At 73.2% G+C, this 17,941-nt stretch carries 17 protein-coding genes; 14 read left to right on the forward strand and 3 right to left on the reverse strand.

All coding sequences use genetic code 11. The features are described 5' to 3' along the window. Nucleotides 1-275: 275 nt before the first annotated feature. A complete protein-coding gene (locus HNR68_RS05270; RefSeq protein WP_179718195.1) occupies nt 276-1,199 on the reverse strand; it encodes a 1,4-dihydroxy-2-naphthoyl-CoA synthase in 924 nt (307 codons plus the stop codon). Nucleotides 1,200-1,334: 135 nt separating this feature from the next. On the opposite strand from HNR68_RS05270, the gene menD reads away from it, so the two are divergent. After that, nucleotides 1,335-3,005: a 2-succinyl-5-enolpyruvyl-6-hydroxy-3-cyclohexene-1-carboxylic-acid synthase gene (menD, locus tag HNR68_RS05275; protein WP_179718197.1), complete on the forward strand. Its 1,671-nt coding sequence runs from the start codon at nt 1,335-1,337 to the stop codon at nt 3,003-3,005. Between the two features lie 194 nt (nt 3,006-3,199). Continuing rightward, entirely contained in the window at nt 3,200-4,696 is a 1,497-nt protein-coding gene (locus HNR68_RS05280) for a M1 family aminopeptidase (protein ID WP_179718199.1), read from the forward strand. A 134-nt stretch (nt 4,697-4,830) separates the two neighbouring features. On the opposite strand, the gene HNR68_RS05285 is transcribed toward HNR68_RS05280, so the two are convergent. Beyond that, on the reverse strand, nt 4,831-6,036 hold the full coding sequence (locus HNR68_RS05285) for an isochorismate synthase (protein WP_343050448.1): 1,206 nt from the start codon (nt 6,034-6,036) through the stop codon (nt 4,831-4,833). A gap of 95 nt (nt 6,037-6,131) precedes the next feature. On the opposite strand from HNR68_RS05285, the gene HNR68_RS05290 reads away from it, so the two are divergent. The 5 genes from HNR68_RS05290 (at nt 6,132) to HNR68_RS05310 (ending at nt 10,568) form a co-directional block, all read left to right on the forward strand. Then, nucleotides 6,132-6,704 (forward strand): DUF3592 domain-containing protein, encoded by a 573-nt coding sequence (locus HNR68_RS05290; RefSeq protein WP_246330395.1) that lies wholly within the window; start codon nt 6,132-6,134, stop codon nt 6,702-6,704. Between the two features lie 293 nt (nt 6,705-6,997). Further along, nucleotides 6,998-7,858, forward strand: a complete 861-nt coding sequence (paaC, locus tag HNR68_RS05295; RefSeq protein WP_380575317.1) for a 1,2-phenylacetyl-CoA epoxidase subunit PaaC — start codon at nt 6,998-7,000, stop codon at nt 7,856-7,858. 228 nt (nt 7,859-8,086) lie between these two features. Next, nucleotides 8,087-8,665, forward strand: a complete 579-nt coding sequence (locus HNR68_RS05300; protein WP_179718205.1) for a hypothetical protein — start codon at nt 8,087-8,089, stop codon at nt 8,663-8,665. Nucleotides 8,666-9,047: 382 nt separating this feature from the next. Further along, complete coding sequence (locus tag HNR68_RS05305; RefSeq protein ID WP_179718207.1) at nt 9,048-9,398, forward strand: hypothetical protein; 351 nt, start codon at nt 9,048-9,050, stop codon at nt 9,396-9,398. A 480-nt stretch (nt 9,399-9,878) separates the two neighbouring features. Next, entirely contained in the window at nt 9,879-10,568 is a 690-nt protein-coding gene (locus tag HNR68_RS05310; RefSeq protein WP_179718209.1) for a demethylmenaquinone methyltransferase, read from the forward strand. Here the strand turns inward: HNR68_RS05310 and HNR68_RS05315 are convergent. Continuing rightward, nucleotides 10,555-11,487 (reverse strand): LysR family transcriptional regulator, encoded by a 933-nt coding sequence (locus tag HNR68_RS05315; RefSeq protein WP_218888201.1) that lies wholly within the window; start codon nt 11,485-11,487, stop codon nt 10,555-10,557. The two genes, HNR68_RS05310 and HNR68_RS05315, sit on opposite strands and share 14 nt — an antisense overlap. 90 nt (nt 11,488-11,577) lie before the next feature. On the opposite strand from HNR68_RS05315, the gene HNR68_RS05320 reads away from it, so the two are divergent. The 7 genes from HNR68_RS05320 to HNR68_RS05350 all read left to right on the forward strand — a co-directional run bounded on the left by HNR68_RS05320 (nt 11,578) and on the right by HNR68_RS05350 (nt 17,935). Next, the gene (locus HNR68_RS05320; protein ID WP_179718213.1) at nt 11,578-12,849 is read left to right on the forward strand and encodes a CitMHS family transporter; all 1,272 of its coding nucleotides are present in this window, start codon (nt 11,578-11,580) and stop codon (nt 12,847-12,849) included. Further along, nucleotides 12,849-14,156: an acyclic terpene utilization AtuA family protein gene (locus HNR68_RS05325; protein ID WP_179718216.1), complete on the forward strand. Its 1,308-nt coding sequence runs from the start codon at nt 12,849-12,851 to the stop codon at nt 14,154-14,156. Before HNR68_RS05320 ends, HNR68_RS05325 begins: the two co-directional genes overlap by 1 nt. Further along, nucleotides 14,143-14,442, forward strand: coding sequence for an AtuA-related protein (locus tag HNR68_RS05330; protein ID WP_179718218.1), 300 nt, complete (start codon nt 14,143-14,145; stop codon nt 14,440-14,442). Before HNR68_RS05325 ends, HNR68_RS05330 begins: the two co-directional genes overlap by 14 nt. A 211-nt stretch (nt 14,443-14,653) precedes the next feature. Next, nucleotides 14,654-15,952, forward strand: a complete 1,299-nt coding sequence (locus tag HNR68_RS05335) for a geranylgeranyl reductase family protein (protein ID WP_179718220.1) — start codon at nt 14,654-14,656, stop codon at nt 15,950-15,952. Nucleotides 15,953-16,137: 185 nt separating this feature from the next. Then, the gene (locus HNR68_RS05340) at nt 16,138-16,503 is read left to right on the forward strand and encodes an NADH-quinone oxidoreductase subunit A (protein WP_179718222.1); all 366 of its coding nucleotides are present in this window, start codon (nt 16,138-16,140) and stop codon (nt 16,501-16,503) included. A gap of 34 nt (nt 16,504-16,537) precedes the next feature. After that, nucleotides 16,538-17,212, forward strand: a complete 675-nt coding sequence (locus HNR68_RS05345) for an NADH-quinone oxidoreductase subunit NuoB (protein WP_179718224.1) — start codon at nt 16,538-16,540, stop codon at nt 17,210-17,212. 39 nt (nt 17,213-17,251) lie between these two features. Then, complete coding sequence (locus HNR68_RS05350) at nt 17,252-17,935, forward strand: NADH-quinone oxidoreductase subunit C (RefSeq protein ID WP_179724671.1); 684 nt, start codon at nt 17,252-17,254, stop codon at nt 17,933-17,935. Nucleotides 17,936-17,941 lie beyond the last annotated feature (6 nt).

Here is a 17,941-nt window from a genome sequence, read left to right on the forward strand (position 1 = left end):
TCCATTCTCGGCCAGCCATCGCGCCGCACCCCCGTGACCCTTGGCATCGATCACCAGTTCGAGCGATCAAGTGTTCGATGTCGGGGGCCGATCTTGTGGGTGTGAGCGTGCGAGAGGAGTCCGTGATGGTGGTCGTGATCGTGCTGGTGTGCCCCGTTGACCCGGTCGGTGACTTCCAGTTCCGCGCCCGTGCGCGTGCGAGTGCGTCCCGGGGAGCCCCCGGCTCCGCGCCGCCGGGTCGTCGCGCGGGCGGAGCTCGGGGGCCGACGTGCGGCTCAGTAGTACCAGGGGAAGGCGGACCAGTCCGGGGTGCGCTTCTCCAGGAAGGCGTCGCGGCCCTCGACGGCCTCGTCGGTCATGTAGGCGAGGCGGGTGGTCTCACCGGCGAAGACCTGCTGGCCGACCAACCCGTCGTCGATGGCGTTGAACGCGAACTTGAGCATCCGCTGCGCGGTCGGCGACTTGCCGTTGATCTCGCGGGACCACTGCAGCGCGGTGGTCTCCAGCTCCTCGTGCGGGACGACCGCGTTGACCATGCCCATCTGGTGCGCCTGCTCGGCGGTGTAGGTGCGGCCCAGGAAGAAGATCTCGCGGGCGAACTTCTGGCCCACCTGGCGGGCCAGGTAGGCGGAGCCGAAGCCGCCGTCGAAGCTGCCGACGTCGGCGTCGGTCTGCTTGAACTTGGCGTGCTCGGCGCTGGCGAGCGTGAGATCGCACACCACGTGCAGGCTGTGCCCACCCCCGGCGGCCCAGCCCGGCACCACGGCGATGACGATCTTGGGCATGAACCGGATCAGCCGCTGCACCTCGAGGATGTGCAGTCGCCCGGCGCGGGCCGGGTCGACCGTGTCGGCGGTCTCGCCGTCGGCGTACTGGTAGCCGGAGCGGCCACGGATCCGCTGGTCGCCGCCGGAGCAGAACGCCCAGCCGCCGTCCTTGGGCGACGGGCCGTTCCCGGTGATGAGCACGCAGCCGACGTCGCTGGTCATCCGCGCGTGGTCCAGGGCGCGGTACAGCTCGTCGACGGTGTGCGGGCGGAAGGCGTTGCGCACCTCGGGGCGGTTGAACGCGATGCGCACGGTGCCCTTCGCAGGGCCGTCCTCGACGCAGCGGTGGTAGGTGATGTCGGTGAAGTCGAAGCCCGCGACGGGCTCCCACGAAGCCGGATCGAACAGCTCAGAGACACGGGGATTCTGCACGCCTGGGACAATAGGCGTCGCACGCGCCCGGCGCGGGGGCCTCCCCGGCAGCATTCCGGCGCCTGCGCGGACGACGGCAGGAGGGACCATGACCACCCCGGCCTGGGTCCGCCAACGAGGTTCAGAGGTGATGGGTTGAATCCGTCCACGGCTCAGGCTGAGGTCATCGTCGACGAGCTCGTCCGCAACGGGGTGCGGCAGGTGGTGCTCTCCCCGGGATCCCGCAACGCGCCTCTGTCCTACGCACTGCACAAGGCCGATCACGCTGGGCGCTTGCAGCTGCACGTCCGCATCGACGAGCGCAGCGCGGGGTTCCTCGCCCTGGGGCTGGCGGCGCGCGCCGGGTCACCGGTGGCGGTGGCCTGCACGTCGGGCACCGCGGCGACGAACCTGCACCCGGCGGTCAGCGAGGCGTACCACTCCGGGGTGCCGCTCATCGTGCTCACCGCGGACCGGCCGCCGGAGCTGCGGGCCGCGGGCGCCAACCAGACCATCGACCAGCACCGCATGTTCGGTTCCGAGGTCCGCCTCTTCGACGAGTTGGCGGTGGCCGAGGAGCGGCCGGGGCAGAACGCCTACTGGCGCAGTCAGGTGTGCCGGGCGTGGCAGGCGGCGGCCGGCGACGCCCGGAGCGGACCGGTGCACCTGAACCTCCCGTTCCGGGAGCCGCTGGTGCCCTCCGGCGGCGACGACTGGTGCGAGCCGCTGGACGGGCGCCCGGACGGCGGGCGCTGGACGGAGGTCTGCGGCCGCGGACGGGTGCCCAGCGCGCTGTCGCGCGTCCGCGCCCGGCACGGGCTGGTGCTCGCCGCGGACTCCGGTGCCGATGGTGTCGGGGAGTGGGGCGAGCAGTACGGCTGGCCGGTGCTGTCGGAGGTCGGCGGCGTGGGCGTGCCGGGCTCGGCGGTGATCAGCACCGGCATGTGGCTGCTCGGCCTGCCGGAGTTCCTCCGGGAGCACCGGCCGGAGCAGGTGCTCTGCGTCGGGCGACCCACGGTGTTCCGGCAGGTGCAGCGGCTGCTCGCCGACACCGAGGTGGAGGTGCTGCTCACGCACGGCGGGGACGACTGGCCCGCCCCGGCGCACAACCTGCGCGAGGTCGCGGAGACCTTCGGGCAGGCGTCCGCACCGGCCGACCCGGACTGGCTGACCGCGTGGCAGCAGGCGGACCAGAAGGCCTCCGCCGCGCTGCACGCCGCGCTGGACCTGGAGCGCTGGCCGAACGGCCCGGTGGTGGCGCGCGCGGTGGTGGACGCCCTGCCGGAGCAGGCACTGCTGGTCCTGGGCTCGTCGAACCCGACTCGCGACGTGGCGCTGGCCGCGCGGCAGCGGCCCGACGTGGTCGTGCACCGCAACCGCGGGGTGGCCGGGATCGACGGCACCGTGTCGACCGCCGTCGGTGCGGCCCTCGCGCACCGGCGACCGGCGTACGCGCTGCTGGGCGACCTGACCTTCGTGCACGACAGCAACGGGTTGCTGCTCGGCCCGCACGAGACGCGACCGGACCTGACGATCGTGGTGCTCAACGACGACGGCGGCGGCATCTTCTCGCTGCTGGAGCAGGGCAACCCGGAGCACAGCGACTCGTTCGAGCGGATCTTCGGCACCCCGCACGGCACCGACCTCGGGAAGCTGTGCGCGGCGCACGGCGTCGAGCACCAGCTGGTGCAGCAGCAGTCCGAGCTCGTCGAGGCGTTGCGGTGGCGGCCCGGCCTGCGCGTGATCGAGGTCCGGGCGGACCGGTCCGCGCTGAGGTCGGTGCACGAACGACTGCACGCCGCGGTCCGCTCCGCGGTGCTGGGCTGAGACCGCCGTCGCGGCGGGACGTCGGTGCGGCGTCGCACCCGTTCACCCCGCGGTTGGGCCGTCGTCGCCGTGGCCCGTCGGAGTGATTCGCGGATTCCGCGGCATTCTGGGAAAAACAGGCCGGTGAAAAAGCCACCTGCTGGTCACGACCTTCTCTAGAGTCCGATCGGACCACGAGATCGAGGAGGTGGCAGGTGTTCCGACGACACGGCCTGCGAGCGGTGGCCGCGGCCTGCTGTGCGACGGCGCTGTGGGCATCCCCGGCACTGGCCGGGAGCGAAGGCCCGGGGGCGCCCGGTGCCGGCGACGACTACTTCCCGGGGTACGGCAACGGGGGCTACGACGTCTCGCACTACGACATCCAGGTGCGCTACCAGCCCGCGGACGACCACCTGCAGGGGACCACGACGATCGTCGCGAGGCCGACGCAGGACCTCACCGCGTTCAACCTGGACTTCGCGCTCACACCGAAGTCCGTGCTGGTCAACGGCGTTCCCGCGGAGTTCTCGCAGCAGGGCACCGAGCTGACGGTGACCCCGCCGGACACCCTGCCGGAGGGCAGCCTGGCGACCTTCGTCATCGACTACGAGGGGGTGCCGTCCACGGTGGAGGTCGACGGGCTCAACCCGTGGATCCGCACCGCCGACGGCGCGCTCGCGGTCGGCCAGCCGGAGATCTCCGCCTGGTGGTTCCCCGGCAACGACCACCCGCGGGACAAGGCCACCTTCGACATCGCGGTCACCGTGCCGGAGGGCACCGAGGTGGTGGCCAACGGCGTGAACACCGCGCGCAGCGACCTGGCCGGGTGGACCACGTGGAAGTGGCGCACCACCAAGCCGACCGCCACCTACCTCGCCTTCTTCGCCGCCGGGCAGTACGAGGTCAACGAGCGCGTCGGCGCCTTCGGCCAGCCGTACCTCAGCGCCTACTCGGACGGGCTCGGTGAGCTGGAGGGCCCGGCGAAGGCGAGTGTGGAGCGCACCCCGGAGGTGCTGGAGTTCCTCAGCGACCTGCTCGGCGAGTACCCGGTCGAGGCGCAGGGCGGCGTGGTGTCCTCGGAGGGCATGGACTTCGCGCTGGAGAACCAGACCCGGCCGACCTACAGCCACCTGTTCTTCCGCGACGGGGCGAACACCTCGGTGGTGGTGCACGAGAACGCGCACCAGTGGTTCGGGGATTCGGTCTCGGTCGACACCTGGCGCAACATCTGGCTCAACGAGGGCTTCGCGTCGTACGCGGAGTGGCTCTGGTCGGAGGCGCACGGGACCGGGACCGCGCAGGAGCTGTTCGACCACTACTACGCGCAGTACCCGGCCGACGACCCGTTCTGGCAGGTCACCCCGGGTGACCCGGGCAAGGACGACGTCTTCCACGCCGCGGTCTACGACCGGGGTGCGATGGCGGTGCACGCGCTGCGCACCGTGGTGGGCGACGAGGCGCTGCTCGACATCGTCCGCACCTGGGTGAGCGAGAAGCGCTACAGCACCGGCACGATCGAGGAGTTCATCGACCTCGCGGAGCAGAAGTCCGGTCAGCAGCTGGACGAGCTGTTCGACGCCTGGCTGTTCACCCCGGGCCGGCCGCCGGTCGGTGCGGCCACGGGCGTCTCGGCCAGCGCGCTGCGCGTGCAGGCGCCGCCGAAGGCGGTGGCCGAGCTCGACCGGACCCACGCGCTCCTGCACGAGCACTGACCGGTCGACATGCCCGCCCGTCCTGACGGCGGGACGGGGTTCAGCGGCCCCCTCGCGGAACGAGCTCTCCCGCGAGGGGGTTTGCTGCTGCTGCGCTGTGGTCCTGGCCGGTCGCCCTCGGGGCGAACCGTCCGTCAGTGCAAGCCTTCCAGGGCCTCGCGGATGGGGAGCAGCTTGGCCTCGGCCTCGGCGACCTCCAGGTCCGGGTCGGAGCCGGGGACGATCCCGCAGCCCGCGAACAACCGGACCCCGCCGCCGCTGCGCCCGGTCCCCGGCGCAGCGGTGTTCTCCACCTGGGCGCAGCGCAGCGCCAGGCCGAGCTCGCCGTTGCCGCCGCCGTCGAGCCAGCCGACCGGCCCCGCGTAGCGGCCGCGGTCCATCGTCTCCAGCTCGCTGATCAGCTGCACCGCGTCCGGGGTCGGCGTCCCCCCGACCGCGGCGGTCGGGTGCACCGCGGCGGCCATGCGCAGCAGCGTCGCGGCCCGGCCGTCGGCGTCGCTGAGCTTGCCCTCGACGTGGGTGGCCAGGTGCAGCACGTTGCGCAGCTGGAGCACTTCCGGCTCGTCGGGCGTGATGAGGTCGCTGCAGAACGGGCGCAGCCGCACGGCCAGGGACTCGGCCGCGCAGGCGTGCTCCTCGCGGTTCTTCTCCGACGCCAGCAGCTCCGCGGCCAGCTCCTCGGTGCTGTGGCCCTCGCGCGGCCAGGTCGTGCCGGCCAGCACGCGGGAGCGGACTTCGTAGCCCGTCCGCTCCAGCAGCAGCTCCGGGGTGGCGCCGACCAGCCCGTCGACCGCGAAGGTCCAGCAGGACGGGTAGCGGGCCGCCAGGTTCTGCAGCAGAAACCGGGTGTCGAGCGGTTCCGAGGTGGTGGCCACGAGGTCGTGCGCGAGGACGACCTTGCGCAGGCCACCGGGCCCGCGCATCCGGCGGACGGCTTCGGCCACCGCTTCCCGGTAGCCGGTGGCGGAGAGCTGCCCGTCGCTGTAGGAGACGGTGCCGGGTGGGTGGACCGGATCGGGCTCGTGGACGGGTTCGACCGAGTCGGTGCCGATCGTGGTGAGCCAGCGCACCCCGTCCCGCTCGCCGACCACGACCTCGGGCACCACCAGCACCGAGTGCCCCGGGTGGTCGGCGAAGGCGAGGCTGGCGAACGCCACCGGGCCGCACCCCGGCAGGCCCACCGGGTCGACCACCTCGGTCCGCTCGCACTGCTGCTGCCACCAGTGGTCGGCCCGCTCGAACCGGTCCGGCCCGGACACCTCCAGGCGGGCCGCGCAGCCCCAGCCGACGAGCCCGGCGCCGTCGCGGACCCAGCTCAGCGGTGTCCCGCCGGGCAGCACGTCCAACAGCGGGCGGTCGTGTCGGGGGTCACCTGGTTCGAGCCGACGGGTTCGCGCCGCCAGTCGCCGGGATGTAGGAGCCACTCCTGGAGGGTATGCGGCGGTCCGACGACGGCGGACGGCACCGAGCCGAGCAGGGCGGCGACGACGGGGCACTACAATCGGTCACCGTGGCGAGCGACGCGGTGGCACCGGACGCGGCCGACCTGGTGACCGGCTCCAGCACGGAAGGTGACCGGTCGGTGGCGCGGCCCTCGCGCCGCAAGGCCTGGGCGCGTGCGGCGCGCGGCGTCCTGGTGGTCGGCGTGCTGATGACCGCGATGGGGCTGTCGATCATCATCGCCTGCTTCATCAACGACCGGACCATCGAGGAGGCCCGGGGCGAGGCGGTCGCGGAGGTCGTCGACACCTCGCTGACCCGCACGGTGGTGCGCTTCAACACCGACGAGGGCCGCGTGTACATCCCGCCGAACGGCGTGCTGTACCCCGAGGACCTGCAGACCGGGCAGACGGTGCGGGTCGAGTACGACTCGCGCAACCCCGACCTGGTGCGCGTGGCCGGCCGCGGCGCGACGCTCTCCTTCCTGCCGGTGGGCAGCCTGCTGGCGGTCGTGTGGGCCGTGCTGCTCCCGCTCTACTGGCTCTTCCGCCGCGCAGCGACCCGCTGACCACCGCCGCCGAGGCCTGGCTGGACGGTGGTGCTCGTCACCGGGTGACCGCCGGGAGGGGCCACGGCGGAACGTGCGCGATGCCGTGTGGACGCGGGGAATTCCTTTACCCGGCACCGGGGTGCCCGACGTGGCCGCGGTCGCGGCCCCAGGCGGGACCGCACCGGTCCTGACCAGGGCCGAACGGACTTCCCTCGGCTCGGTGGGCGGTGTGACACTGGGGTCGTCCGCCGACGGCTCAAGCGTGGCGGGAACGTCGTCCCCGGTGCTCGGCCCCGGTCTGCGAGGTCGCCATGATGAACGTCCGGGAAACACCAGCCGGAGAAGCGGATGTGCAGCGGTGGGTGCTCGGCGCGCCGACCATGTCCACTGTGGACCGCTCGGTGCCGGGTGGTGTGCTCCTCGCCGACCTCGCCCAGTACTGCACGATGCTGGGTGACGACGCGCTGGTGCTGGCGCACCGGTTGTCGGAGTGGGGAGTGCGCGCGCTCGAGCTCGAGGAGTCCGCGGCGCTCGGCGGGATCGCGCTGGACCTCCTGGGCCAGGCGCGGATCCTGCTGCACCGCGCCGGCGAGGTGGAGGGCGCGGGGCGCGACGAGGACCGACTGGCCTACTTCCGGCCGCCCGAGGAGTTCCGCAACGTGCGGCTCGTGGAGATCGACTGCGGGCCCGGCCCGGGCGGTGACTTCCCCACCACGATGGCGCGGCTGCTGCTGTTCGCGGCGTGGCGGTACGCGCTCTTCGAGCGGTTGACGCAGAGCCGCGACGCGGTGCTGGCCGCCGTGGCGGCGGGTTCGCTGAACCGGCTCGCCCGCCACCGCGACCACGCGGCCCAGTGGGTCATCCGGTTCGGCTCGGAGTCGCCGCGGCGCATGGAGGCCGGGATCCAGCGGGTGTGGCCGCTGACCGCGGAGCTCTTCGTGCCGCACCCGGTGGAGGCCCGCATGGCCGACCTCGGGTGCGGTGTCGACCCCGTGCAGGTGCGCGACGACGTGAGCGGCGTGCTGGACGAGGTCTTCTCGGTGGCCCGGCTGCAACGACCCCGCCCGGCGGACTTCGGGGGGTTCCGACGTCCCGGTGGCCGAGACGGGGTGCACACCGGCGGGTTCGAGTTCCTGGTGGCCGACCTGCAGTACCTCGCCCGGGCCGGTTGACCCGACCGGACGGCTCGGAGCTGGAGAGCGGGCGGCGGCTCCCGGCAGCGGTCGCTGCGCAGGGTGATCGGCGAGATTGAGTACTTCTCCCCAAGACCTTCCCCGCTGATCGGAGCAGAGTGGGGCGAGAGCGCCCGGAGGCTCCGGTCCGGCACCGCGTCAGGTCGGCGTCCGCGGGCGAGGAAGTTCCGGCAGCGGCTCGCGGCCGAGTGGGAGGGCGGACCCGACGTGGACGGATCATGGGTGCAGGTGCTGGTGGCGCTGGTCGCGGGCGCTGTGGGGGCCGGGGTGGTGCTGGTGGTCCGCTTGGGCAGGCGACGGGCTGAGCCGCCGCGACCGCAGCCACGACCGGACCCGGTGCCGCCCGTCGAGGTGCGACCGCCGGACTGCTGGGTGCGCGAGCTCCGCCGGTGTGAGCAGGCGGTGCACCGGGCGGCGCGGGCCGTCGACGCGGTGTCCTCGACCCCGGCCAGGCAGAACCTGCAGGCGGTGGTCCGCCGCATGGGCGCCGAGCTGCCGGACGCCCGGGCCCTCGCCGAGCTGGGGTGCGGCCTGGCGAGCACCGGCTCCGACGCCGCGCGCCGGGTGCGGGAGCAGCTGGAGGACGCCGCGGTCCGCTTCGGCGCGGTCACCGACCACGTCGTGGCGGTGGTGAGCGACCTGGTCACCGATCCCGACCTGAGCCGCGTGCAGCAGGAGGTCACGGCCCTGCGCGCCCAGTTCCCGCTCCTGCGCCCCATGTCCGCGGTCCTCAACCCGACCCCGGCACCGACCTCGACTCCCGACCGCTCTCTCCTCCCCGCCTGACAGGACCGCTCCCGCCGGCGAGGTCCCCGCGTCCCGGGACTGAGCGCCCGGAACGGCCCGTGGACGGACTGTGCCGCCTAGAACTGTCACCCGGCCACGCCCCCTCCCGTGGAGCGCGTCCGCCTGGAACTCTCGACCTGCCACTGCCCGGGGCGGGCGGCGGTTCCGCCTGGACCCGTCCCCTGCCACCGCCCGTGGGGGAGACGGCTCGTGTCCGGGACTGCCACCCGCCACCGCCCGTGGGCGGCCGCGGTCCCGCCGGGGACCGAGCTCCCGGACCCCGCGCGAAGACGGGCAGGGTCCGCCCGGGGTTCCGGGCGTCGGAGGTGATGCCGGCCGCGGGGCGTGGTGATCAAGGGTGTCCGCAGCGCATACTGAACTGGTGTTCGAAACGCCGGTGGGTGTGCACCCGATGCTGGGGCGAGTGCTGGGCGAGCCACGTCCGGTGTGGGTGGACCTGGCCGCTCTGCTGCCCCGTGACGGGTCGGAGTCCCGGCGTGGCCGCCACCGGCCGCTGATCGTCCGCGCGCAGGGGCTCGCCCTCGACCGCGAGGTGGAGGGGCAGCTGCACGCCTGGGTGCGTGCCTCGAACGGCCTCTGGCTCGGGCTCGTCACGTTCGCCCTGCACAGCCGCGCCCTGGGCGACCTGCCCGTCCGGCAGCTCGCGCCACCGGCCGCGCTCCGCCCCCGCCCCTCCGACACCGACCGAGCCCCGCAGCGCGACGCACCCTGAGCCGGAGCGCGCCCGCGGACCGCCCGTGTGCGCTCGGGGTCGTGAGTGCGCAAGCCGGTTCTGGCCGGTCTTCGCACTCACGACCCGGGTGCGGGGTCTTCGCCCGGTGTGGGTGCTGGTGTCACCGCGTGGTCGGCCGCTCGCCGTCCCGGGGCGGACCGTGCGGCTGGTGCGCGACGCGATCGTGACCTGCTCCCGCGAGGCGACGGAGGCACCGGCTCGGTGCAGCGAGTGCGGGAGCGCCCGCGCCACTGCGGCCACCCGGCGCCGGCCCGGAGGAGCACGCGGGGCTCCCCGTGGTCCGGTCGCCCGCCGGGGACCTGCCGGCGGTCCGTCGTCGCCGATCGGGTTCCCGACGCGGCGGTTGCTGCGCGGGCTGCGGGGCGCCGGCCCGACGTCGTGCACCTCGCGTCGCCGTCCGTGGGTGGGCCCGGCGGGCGTGGTGGTCGCCTCACGCCGTTCGCCGCGTACGCTGCGGGTGTGTCTCGGGCAGGTTTGGACAAGGACCCTCGCGAAGTCGCCGCGATGTTCGACGGTGTCGCGCGCCGGTACGACCTGACCAACACCGTGCTGTCCTTCGGGCAGGACCGGCGGTGGCGGGAGATCACCCGGCGGGCGCTGTCGCCGAAGCACGACGAGCGGGTGCTCGACCTGGCGGCGGGCAGCGGGGTGTCGACCGAGGAGTTCGCCCGCTCCGGCGCGTGGTGCGTGGCCGCGGACTTCTCGCTGGGCATGCTGTCCGTGGGGCGGCACCGCGGGGTGCCGATGGTCGCCGCCGACGCGCTGCGACTGCCGTTCCAGGACGAGTCCTTCGACGCGGTGACGATCTCGTTCGGGCTGCGCAACCTCGTGGACACCCAGGCCGGGCTGCGGGAGATGCTGCGCGTGGTGCGCCCGGGCGGGCGGCTGGTGGTGTGCGAGTTCTCCACCCCCACCTGGCAGCCGTTCCGCACGATCTACCTGAACTACCTGATGCGGGCGCTGCCGCCGATCGCCCGCGCGGTCTCGTCGAACCCGGACGCCTACGTCTACCTGGCGGAGTCGATCCGCGCGTGGCCGGACCAGCGCGCGCTCGCGGAGCTGATCGCCGAGTCCGGCTGGACCGACGTGGCCTGGCGGAACCTGACCAGCGGCGTCGTCGCGATCCACCGCGCGGTCAAGCCGTCCTGACCTGCAGCCAGGTCGTCTCCGGCGGCAGCGGCGTGGCGGGACGCTCGGCGACCGCCCGCAGGAAGGCCTGCGAGGCGGCCGCGAGCGGGCGGTGCGGGTTGCGCACCACGGCGATCCGGCGGCGCACCTCCGGTTCGCGGAGCGCTCGGTGCTCCAGCCCGGCGAAGCGGACCAGCGGCAGCACCAGGCCCGGCACCACCGCGACCCCGAGGCCCGCGGCGACCAGGCCGGCGACGGTGCTGATGTTGCGGGACTCCATGACCACGTGCGGCCGGACCTTGGCGGTGGTGAAGGCGCGGTCGGCGTGCTGGCGGATGCTGCTGGTGGGGTCGAACGCGATGTGCGGTTCGCCGGCCAGGTGCGCCCAGTCGAGTTCGCGCCGCGCGGAGAACCGGTGCTGCGGCGGGAAGACGCAGCAGAACCGGTCGGTGGCGATCGGCTTGACGTGCAGGTCCGGCAGCGGTTCGGCGACCACGGTGACGGCCAGGTCGACGGTCCCGGCGCGGACCTGCTGCAGCACCTCGTCCGACATCGCGTCCACGATGGACAGTTCGACGTGCGGGTGGTCGGCGCGGTAGGCGGAGACCACCGGTGGCAGCAGGATCGCCGCCAGCGACGGCAGCGCCGCGACGCGCACCCGGCCGCGACTGCCCGCCAGGAACCCCTCGAAGTGGTGGATCCCGGCGTCGAAGGACTCGACCACGCGCCGGGCGATCCGGCAGAACTCGCGGCCCTCCGGGGTGGTGGCCAGGGTGCGGGTGGTGCGCTCGAAGAGCGTGACGCCCAGCCGCCGCTCGACCTCCCGGACCGCCCGGCTCACCGACGACTGGGTCAGCTGGAGCTGGTCGGCGGCGAGCGTGAAGCTGCCCGCGTCGTGCACGGCGAGCACCAGCCGGAGCTGCTGCATCGTCAGGTCCATGCGCACAGCTCATGAATCTATCAACAAATCACGCTTGACCTGCATGAGCGACGCGGATCACAGTGCCTGCGATCGAGTTCGGAGGTGCGCATGCTCGCCGTCACCGGTTTCCTCACCGTCGGCGTCTTCCTCGCGCTGGTGCTGTCCCGCCGGGTGTCCGTGCTCTTCGCGCTCACCCTGGTGCCGGTCGCGGCCGCGCTGCTGAGCGGCTCCGGCGGTCGGCTGGGCGAGCTGGTCGCGGACGGCCTGGTCACCGTGGCCCCGGTGGCCATCATGATCACCTTCGCGGTGCTCTACTTCAGCCTGATGGTCGACGCCGGGCTGTTCGACCCCGCGATCGCCCGCGTCCTGCGCTGGGCGGGCGGCGACCCGATGAAGATCACCGTGGGCACCGCGCTGCTGACCCTGCTGGTCGCGCTGGACGGCGACGGCGCCTCCACCTTCCTGATCACCGTGTCCGCCCTGCTGCCGGTCTACCGGCGGCTGGGCATGCGCCGCGTGGTGCTGGCCGGGGTGGTCTGCCTGGCCGCCGGGGTGATGAACATGGTGCCGTGGGGCGGCCCGACCGCCCGCGCGATGGCCGCGCTGCACCTGGACAGCGGGCAGCTGTTCCTCCCGGTCCTGCCCGCGATGCTGGTGGGCGTCGGGTGGGTGCTCGTGGCCGCCTACCTGATCGGCCGCCGGGAACGAGCCCGGCTCGGGACCGTCGAGGTCACCGTCGTCGAGCGCCCCCGCCTCACCGGGGCCGACCGGGTGCGGTTCTGGGCCAACGCGCTGCTCACCCTGGTGCTCGTGGCCTGCCTGCTGGCGCAGCTGGCCGAGCTGGGAGTGCTGTTCCTGCTCGGGTTCCTGGTGGCGCTGCTGGTCAACCGGCCGAGCTGGGCGGCGCAGCAGGAGCTGCTCGCCAAGCACGCCCACAACGTCGTGCTGGTCGTCGTGGTGATCTTCGCGGCGGGCGTGTTCACCGGCGTCCTCACCGGCACCGGGATGGTCGGGGCGATGGCCGAGGCCCTGGTGTCGGTCGTCCCCGACTCGGCGGCCGGGCTGCTGCCGGTGGCCACCGCGGTCGCCAGCATGCCGCTCAGCCTGGTGTTCACCCCGGACGCCTTCTACTACGGCGTCGTCCCGGTGCTGGCCGAGACGACCGCGGCGCTCGGCGGTGACCCGGCGGCGATCGGCCGCGCGGCGGTGCTCGGCCAGATGACCACGGGCTTCCCGCTCAGCCCGCTCACCGCCTCGACGTTCATCCTCGTCGGGATGAGCGGGGTGCAGCTCGGCGAGCACCAGCGGTTCGCCTTCGGGTGGGCCTTCGGCACGACGCTGGTGATGACCGCGGTCGCGCTGCTGACGGGGGTGCTGTGATGCGGATCGGCAGCGGGGCCGGGTTCGCCGGTGACCGGATCGAACCGGCGGTGCGGCTCGCGGCCGGAGCCGGGCTCGACGACCTGGTGCTGGAGTGCCTGGCCGAGCGCACCATCGCGCTCGGGCAGCAGCGCCGCCTCCGCGACCCGGCGGCCGGCCACGACCCGCGGCTGCGCGCGCGGTTCCGGCCGCTGCTGCCGGTCGCGCTCGACCGCGGCGTCCGGGTGGTGAGCAACATGGGCGCGGCGAACCCCCTCGCCGCGGGCGAGCTGACCCGTGACCTGCTGGTGGAGGCGGGCCTGCGCGGACGGGTCGCGGTCCTCACCGGCGACGACGTGCTGGACCGGCTGGACCTGCGGCGACCCGCGCTGGAGGACGGCATCGCGCTGGCCGACCACGGCGAGGTCGTGTCGGCCAACGCCTACCTCGGCGCCGACGCGCTGCTGCCGGCGCTGGACACCGGGGCGGACGTGGTGCTGACCGGCCGGGTCGCGGACCCCTCGCTGTTCCTGGCGCCGGTCGCGCACCGGCTGGGCTGGGACCTCGACGACTGGCCGCGCGTGGCGGCGGGCACGCTCGTCGGGCACCTCCTGGAGTGCGCGGGGCAGGTCACCGGCGGCTACTTCGCCGACCCCGGGGTGAAGGACGTGCCGGACCTCGCCGACCTGGGGTTCCCCTTCGCCGAGGTGGCGCCGGACGGCACCGCCGTCATCGGCAAGCTCGCCGGCACGGGCGGGCTGGTCTCCACCGCGACCGTGCGCGAGCAGCTGCTCTACGAGGTGACCGACCCGACGGCCTACCGCACGCCCGACGTGGTGCTGGACCTCCGCCGGGTGCGGGCCGAGCAGGTGGCGGCCGACCGGGTCCGGGTCAGCGGCGCGGTCGGCCGCCCCCGGCCCGCGGAGCTCAAGGTCAGCGTCGGCTACCGCGCCGGGCACCGGGCGGAGTGCGGCATCACCTACGCCGGACCGGGCGCCGCCCGCCGCGCGCGCCTCGCGGCCGACGTCGTCACCACCCGGTTGCGCGGCACCGGGCTGCGCGTGCGCGCGGAGGTGCTCGGCGCGCTGGGCGGGGCGGGCGAGCCGGCCGGCGAGTGCCGGCTGCGGGTGGCCGCGCTGGCACCGGACCCGGAGGCGGCCGAGCTGGTGTGCCACGAGGTCGAGGCGCTCTACACCAACGGGCCGGCCGGGGGCGGCGGGGTGCGCACCGACGTCCGCGAGGTGATCGGGATCGTGTCGACGATGGTCCCGCGGTCCGCGGTGCGGACCCGGGTGACCGTGCTGGAGGCCGACGGTGCTGCTGCATGACATCGCCCACTGCCGGGCCGGGGACAAGGGCGACACCTCGACGCTGTCGCTGTTCCCGCTCCGCGACGAGGACTACGACCTGCTGGTCCGCGAGGTGACCGCCGAGCGGGTGCGCGCGCACCTGGGGGTCCGCGGCGAGGTGCTGCGCTGGGAGCTGCCGAACCTGCGGGCCCTGCAGTTCACCTGCCACCGGGCCCTCGACGGCGGCGTGACGACCTCGCTGGCCCTGGACACCCACGGCAAGACCCTCGGCTCCCGGCTGCTGGCCATGCCGGTCCACCGCTGACCCGAGCGGGCCCGGCGGGGGTCGTTCGGTCGGCCGAGTCCGGCCTCCTAGCTGGGGTGATGGTCACTCAGGTGGCGTAGTCGCAGGGGTCGATCGCGGCGTTTGCCCGGCTTAGACTCGGCGTTAGTGAACTCGTTCACAAGCGGGTTCCCGGTGCGGTCCGCCGGGAGGGAGGAGCCGCACCGCGCACTGCACTAGTTCGAGGAGTGTCATGACCAGCGCCACCAGCCGCCGCCGACCGGACGACGACGCCGAGGTGATCGTCGTCGGTGCCGGACCGGCCGGATCGACGGCTGCGACGTACCTGGCCCGGGCCGGCCTGGACGTCCTGCTTCTGGAGAAGAGCGTCTTCCCGCGGGAGAAGGTCTGCGGCGACGGCATCACCCCGCGAGGCGTCAAGCAGCTCATCGACCTCGGCGTCGACACCCGGGAGGAAGCGGGCTGGCTGCACAACCGCGGGCTCCGGGTGGTCGGTGGCGGGGTGTCGCTCGAACTGGACTGGCCCAGTCTGGCCAGCTTCCCGCCGTACGGGGTGGTGCGGCCCCGCAACGACTTCGACGACCTGCTCGCCCGCGGTGCGCAGCAGGCCGGGGCGCGGCTGCGGCAGCAGACCACGGTGACCGGCGCGCTCACCGACGAGCGGACCGGCCGGATCACCGGGGTGACCGCCAAGACCGGGCCGGAGCGCACCCCGGTCACCTACCGGGCGCCGCTGGTGCTGGCCTGCGACGGGGTGTCCGCGCGGCTGGCGCTGTCGGTCGGCATCGAGAAGCGCGAGGACCGCCCGATGGGGGTGGCCGTGCGGCGCTACTACACCAGCCCCCGGACCAAGGACGACTTCCTGGAGTCCCACCTCGAGCTGTGGGACCGCTCCGACCCGGACCGGCCGGTGCTGCTGCCCGGCTACGGGTGGATCTTCGGCATGGGCGACGGGACGGTGAACGTCGGGCTGGGCATCCTGTCCACCTCCAAGGCCTACGGCAAGACCGACTACCGCAAGCTGCTGCGCTCCTGGCTCGACGGCACCCCCGAGGAGTGGGGGTTCCGCGAGGAGAACGCCACCGGGCGGGTCGGCGGCGCCGCGCTGCCGATGGGCTTCAACCGGACCCCGCACTACCGCAACGGGCTGCTGCTGGTCGGCGACGCGGGCGGGATGGTCAACCCGTTCAACGGCGAGGGCATCGCCTACGCGATGGAGTCCGCCCGGCTGGCGGCGGAGTGCGTGGTGCACGCGCTGGCTCGCCCGACCGGGTTCTCCCGGGAGCAGGCGCTGCGCCGGTACCCGGTGGCGGTCAAGCAGGCCCTCGGTGGCTACTTCCGGCTCGGGAACACCTTCAGCAAGTTGATTGGCAATCCGGTGGTCATGCGCACGGCCACGAAGCACGGTCTGCCGAGGACGACGCTGATGCGTTTCGTGTTGAAGCTGCTGGCAAATCTGTACGACGACAAGGACGGGGACGTCATGGACCGTGTGATCAGCGCCACTACTCGTCTCACCCCTAGCGCGTGATGGCACGAGTCTGGTCAGATGTGCTCGCAAGTGTGCGAGAAGTCATAGAGTTAGGTTCGCCTCACTACGGAGACGACTCGAACGACCGCATAGAGTGTGGACCAACGCGAGGGACGTGACGCACGTCTCGCGCGGGGGCCGACGATGAGCCCCGCGGAAGCGGGGTCGATCCGGAGGGCAGCGAGATGCTCGATCCCTACATCCCGCTCGTACTGATGTTCGCGCTGGCGTTCGCGTTCGCGCTGTTCTCAGTGACGATCGCGCCCCTCGTCGGCCCCCGCCGGTACAACAAGGCGAAGCTCGACGCCTACGAGTGCGGCATCGAGCCTTCGCCGCAGCCGGTGATCGGCGGTGGCCGCATGCCGGTCGCCTACTACCTGACCGCGATGTTGTTCATCCTCTTCGACATCGAGATGGTCTTCCTCTACCCCTTCGCGATCTCCGCGGACGCCCTGGGCCTGTTCGGCGTGATCGAGATCGTGCTCTTCATCGCCACCGTCGGCTTCGCCTACGTCTACGTCTGGCGCCGCGGCGGACTGGACTGGAACTAGGGAACTTCGCGCGGCGACTGGGAAGGAGTGCCAGGTGGGACTTGAGCAGCAGTTGCCCAACGGGATCCTGTTGGCCAACGTCGAGAAGCTCGTCAACTGGACGCGGAAGACGTCGATGTGGCCCGCGACGTTCGGGTTGGCCTGCTGCGCCATCGAGATGATGACCGTCGGCGGTTCCCGCTACGACATCGCGCGGTTCGGCATGGAGCGGTTCTCCGCCACGCCGCGCCAGGCCGACCTGATGATCGTGGCCGGCCGGGTCACCAACAAGATGGCGCCGGTCCTGCGGCAGATCTACGACCAGATGCCGGAGCCGCGCTGGGTGCTGGCGATGGGCGTGTGCGCCTCCACCGGCGGGATGTTCAACAACTACGCCGTCGTGCAGGGCGTGGACCACGTGGTGCCGGTGGACATGTACCTACCGGGGTGCCCGCCGCGTCCGGAGATGCTGCTGGACGCGATCCTCAAGCTGCACGCCAAGATCATGGACGAGCCGATCAACGCCAAGCGCGCGCAGCTCAAGCTGGAGAGCGGCGAGCGCACCCCGATGATCCCGTCCTCCGAGCGGTACGCGCCGAAGAACGCGTCGCAGCGGCGCCGCGCGCAGCGGCAGCAGGCCGCGCAGCGCAAGGAGATGGGCTCCAGCACGGACCCCGGGTCGCTGACGGCGTCGCCGCAGCGGCCCCGCGAGCTCAAGGCGGGCAGGTGAGTTCGGTTGGCTGACAAGGAATCCTCGCAGTCCTGGGCGGTGGAACCGGCCCGGCCGCAGTCCGCGCCGGTGGCCGGGCGCGCGCGCCGGGGCATGTTCGGCGTGCGCGGCACGGGCGACACCTCGGGCTACGGCGGGCTGCGCCTGCCGGCCTACGTGCCGCCCGCGGCGGAGCGCCCCTACGGCGGCTGGTTCGACGAGGTGGCCGACGCGCTGTTCGCCGGGCTCCGCGAGCAGGGCCTGCCCGCGGACACCGTGCAGCAGGTGACCGTGGACCGCGGCGAGATCACCTTCTACGTGCAGCGCGAGCACCTGGTGGCGGTCTGCCGCACGTTCCGCGACGACCCGGCGCTGCGCTTCGAGCTGTGCAGCTCGGTGTCCGGGGTGGACTACGGGCCGGAGGTGCCGCAGCGGCTGCACTCGGTCTACCACCTGACGTCGATGACCTACCGGCGGCGGGTCCGCGTCGAGGTCGCCGTCGACGTCGAGGACCCGCACGTGCCCTCCGTGGTCGAGGTCTACCCGACCGCGGACTTCCAGGAGCGGGAAGCGTGGGACATGTTCGGGATCGTCTACGACGGCCACCCGGCGCTCACCCGGATCTTGATGCCCGACGACTGGGACGGGCACCCGCAGCGCAAGGACTACCCGCTGGGCGGCATCCCGGTGGAGTACAAGGGCGCCGAGGTCCCGCCGCCCGACCAGCGGAGGGCGTACTCGTGATGGCGC

This window comes from Saccharopolyspora hordei (genome assembly GCF_013410345.1).
GTDB lineage: Bacteria > Actinomycetota > Actinomycetes > Mycobacteriales > Pseudonocardiaceae > Saccharopolyspora > Saccharopolyspora hordei.

Excerpts from the sequence above, each read along its gene's own strand:
- HNR68_RS05325 (WP_179718216.1), top strand. The coding sequence starts at position 12,849 with ATGCGGATCGGCAGCGGGGCCGGGTTCGCCGGTGACCGGATCGAACCG.
- HNR68_RS05340 (WP_179718222.1), top strand. The coding sequence starts at position 16,138 with ATGCTCGATCCCTACATCCCGCTCGTACTGATGTTCGCGCTGGCGTTC.
- HNR68_RS05290 (WP_246330395.1), top strand. The coding sequence starts at position 6,132 with ATGCGGCGGTCCGACGACGGCGGACGGCACCGAGCCGAGCAGGGCGGC.
- HNR68_RS05335 (WP_179718220.1), top strand. The coding sequence starts at position 14,654 with ATGACCAGCGCCACCAGCCGCCGCCGACCGGACGACGACGCCGAGGTG.
- HNR68_RS05315 (WP_218888201.1), bottom strand. The coding sequence starts at position 11,487 with ATGGACCTGACGATGCAGCAGCTCCGGCTGGTGCTCGCCGTGCACGAC.
- HNR68_RS05320 (WP_179718213.1), top strand. The coding sequence starts at position 11,578 with ATGCTCGCCGTCACCGGTTTCCTCACCGTCGGCGTCTTCCTCGCGCTG.
- paaC (WP_380575317.1), top strand. The coding sequence starts at position 6,998 with ATGATGAACGTCCGGGAAACACCAGCCGGAGAAGCGGATGTGCAGCGG.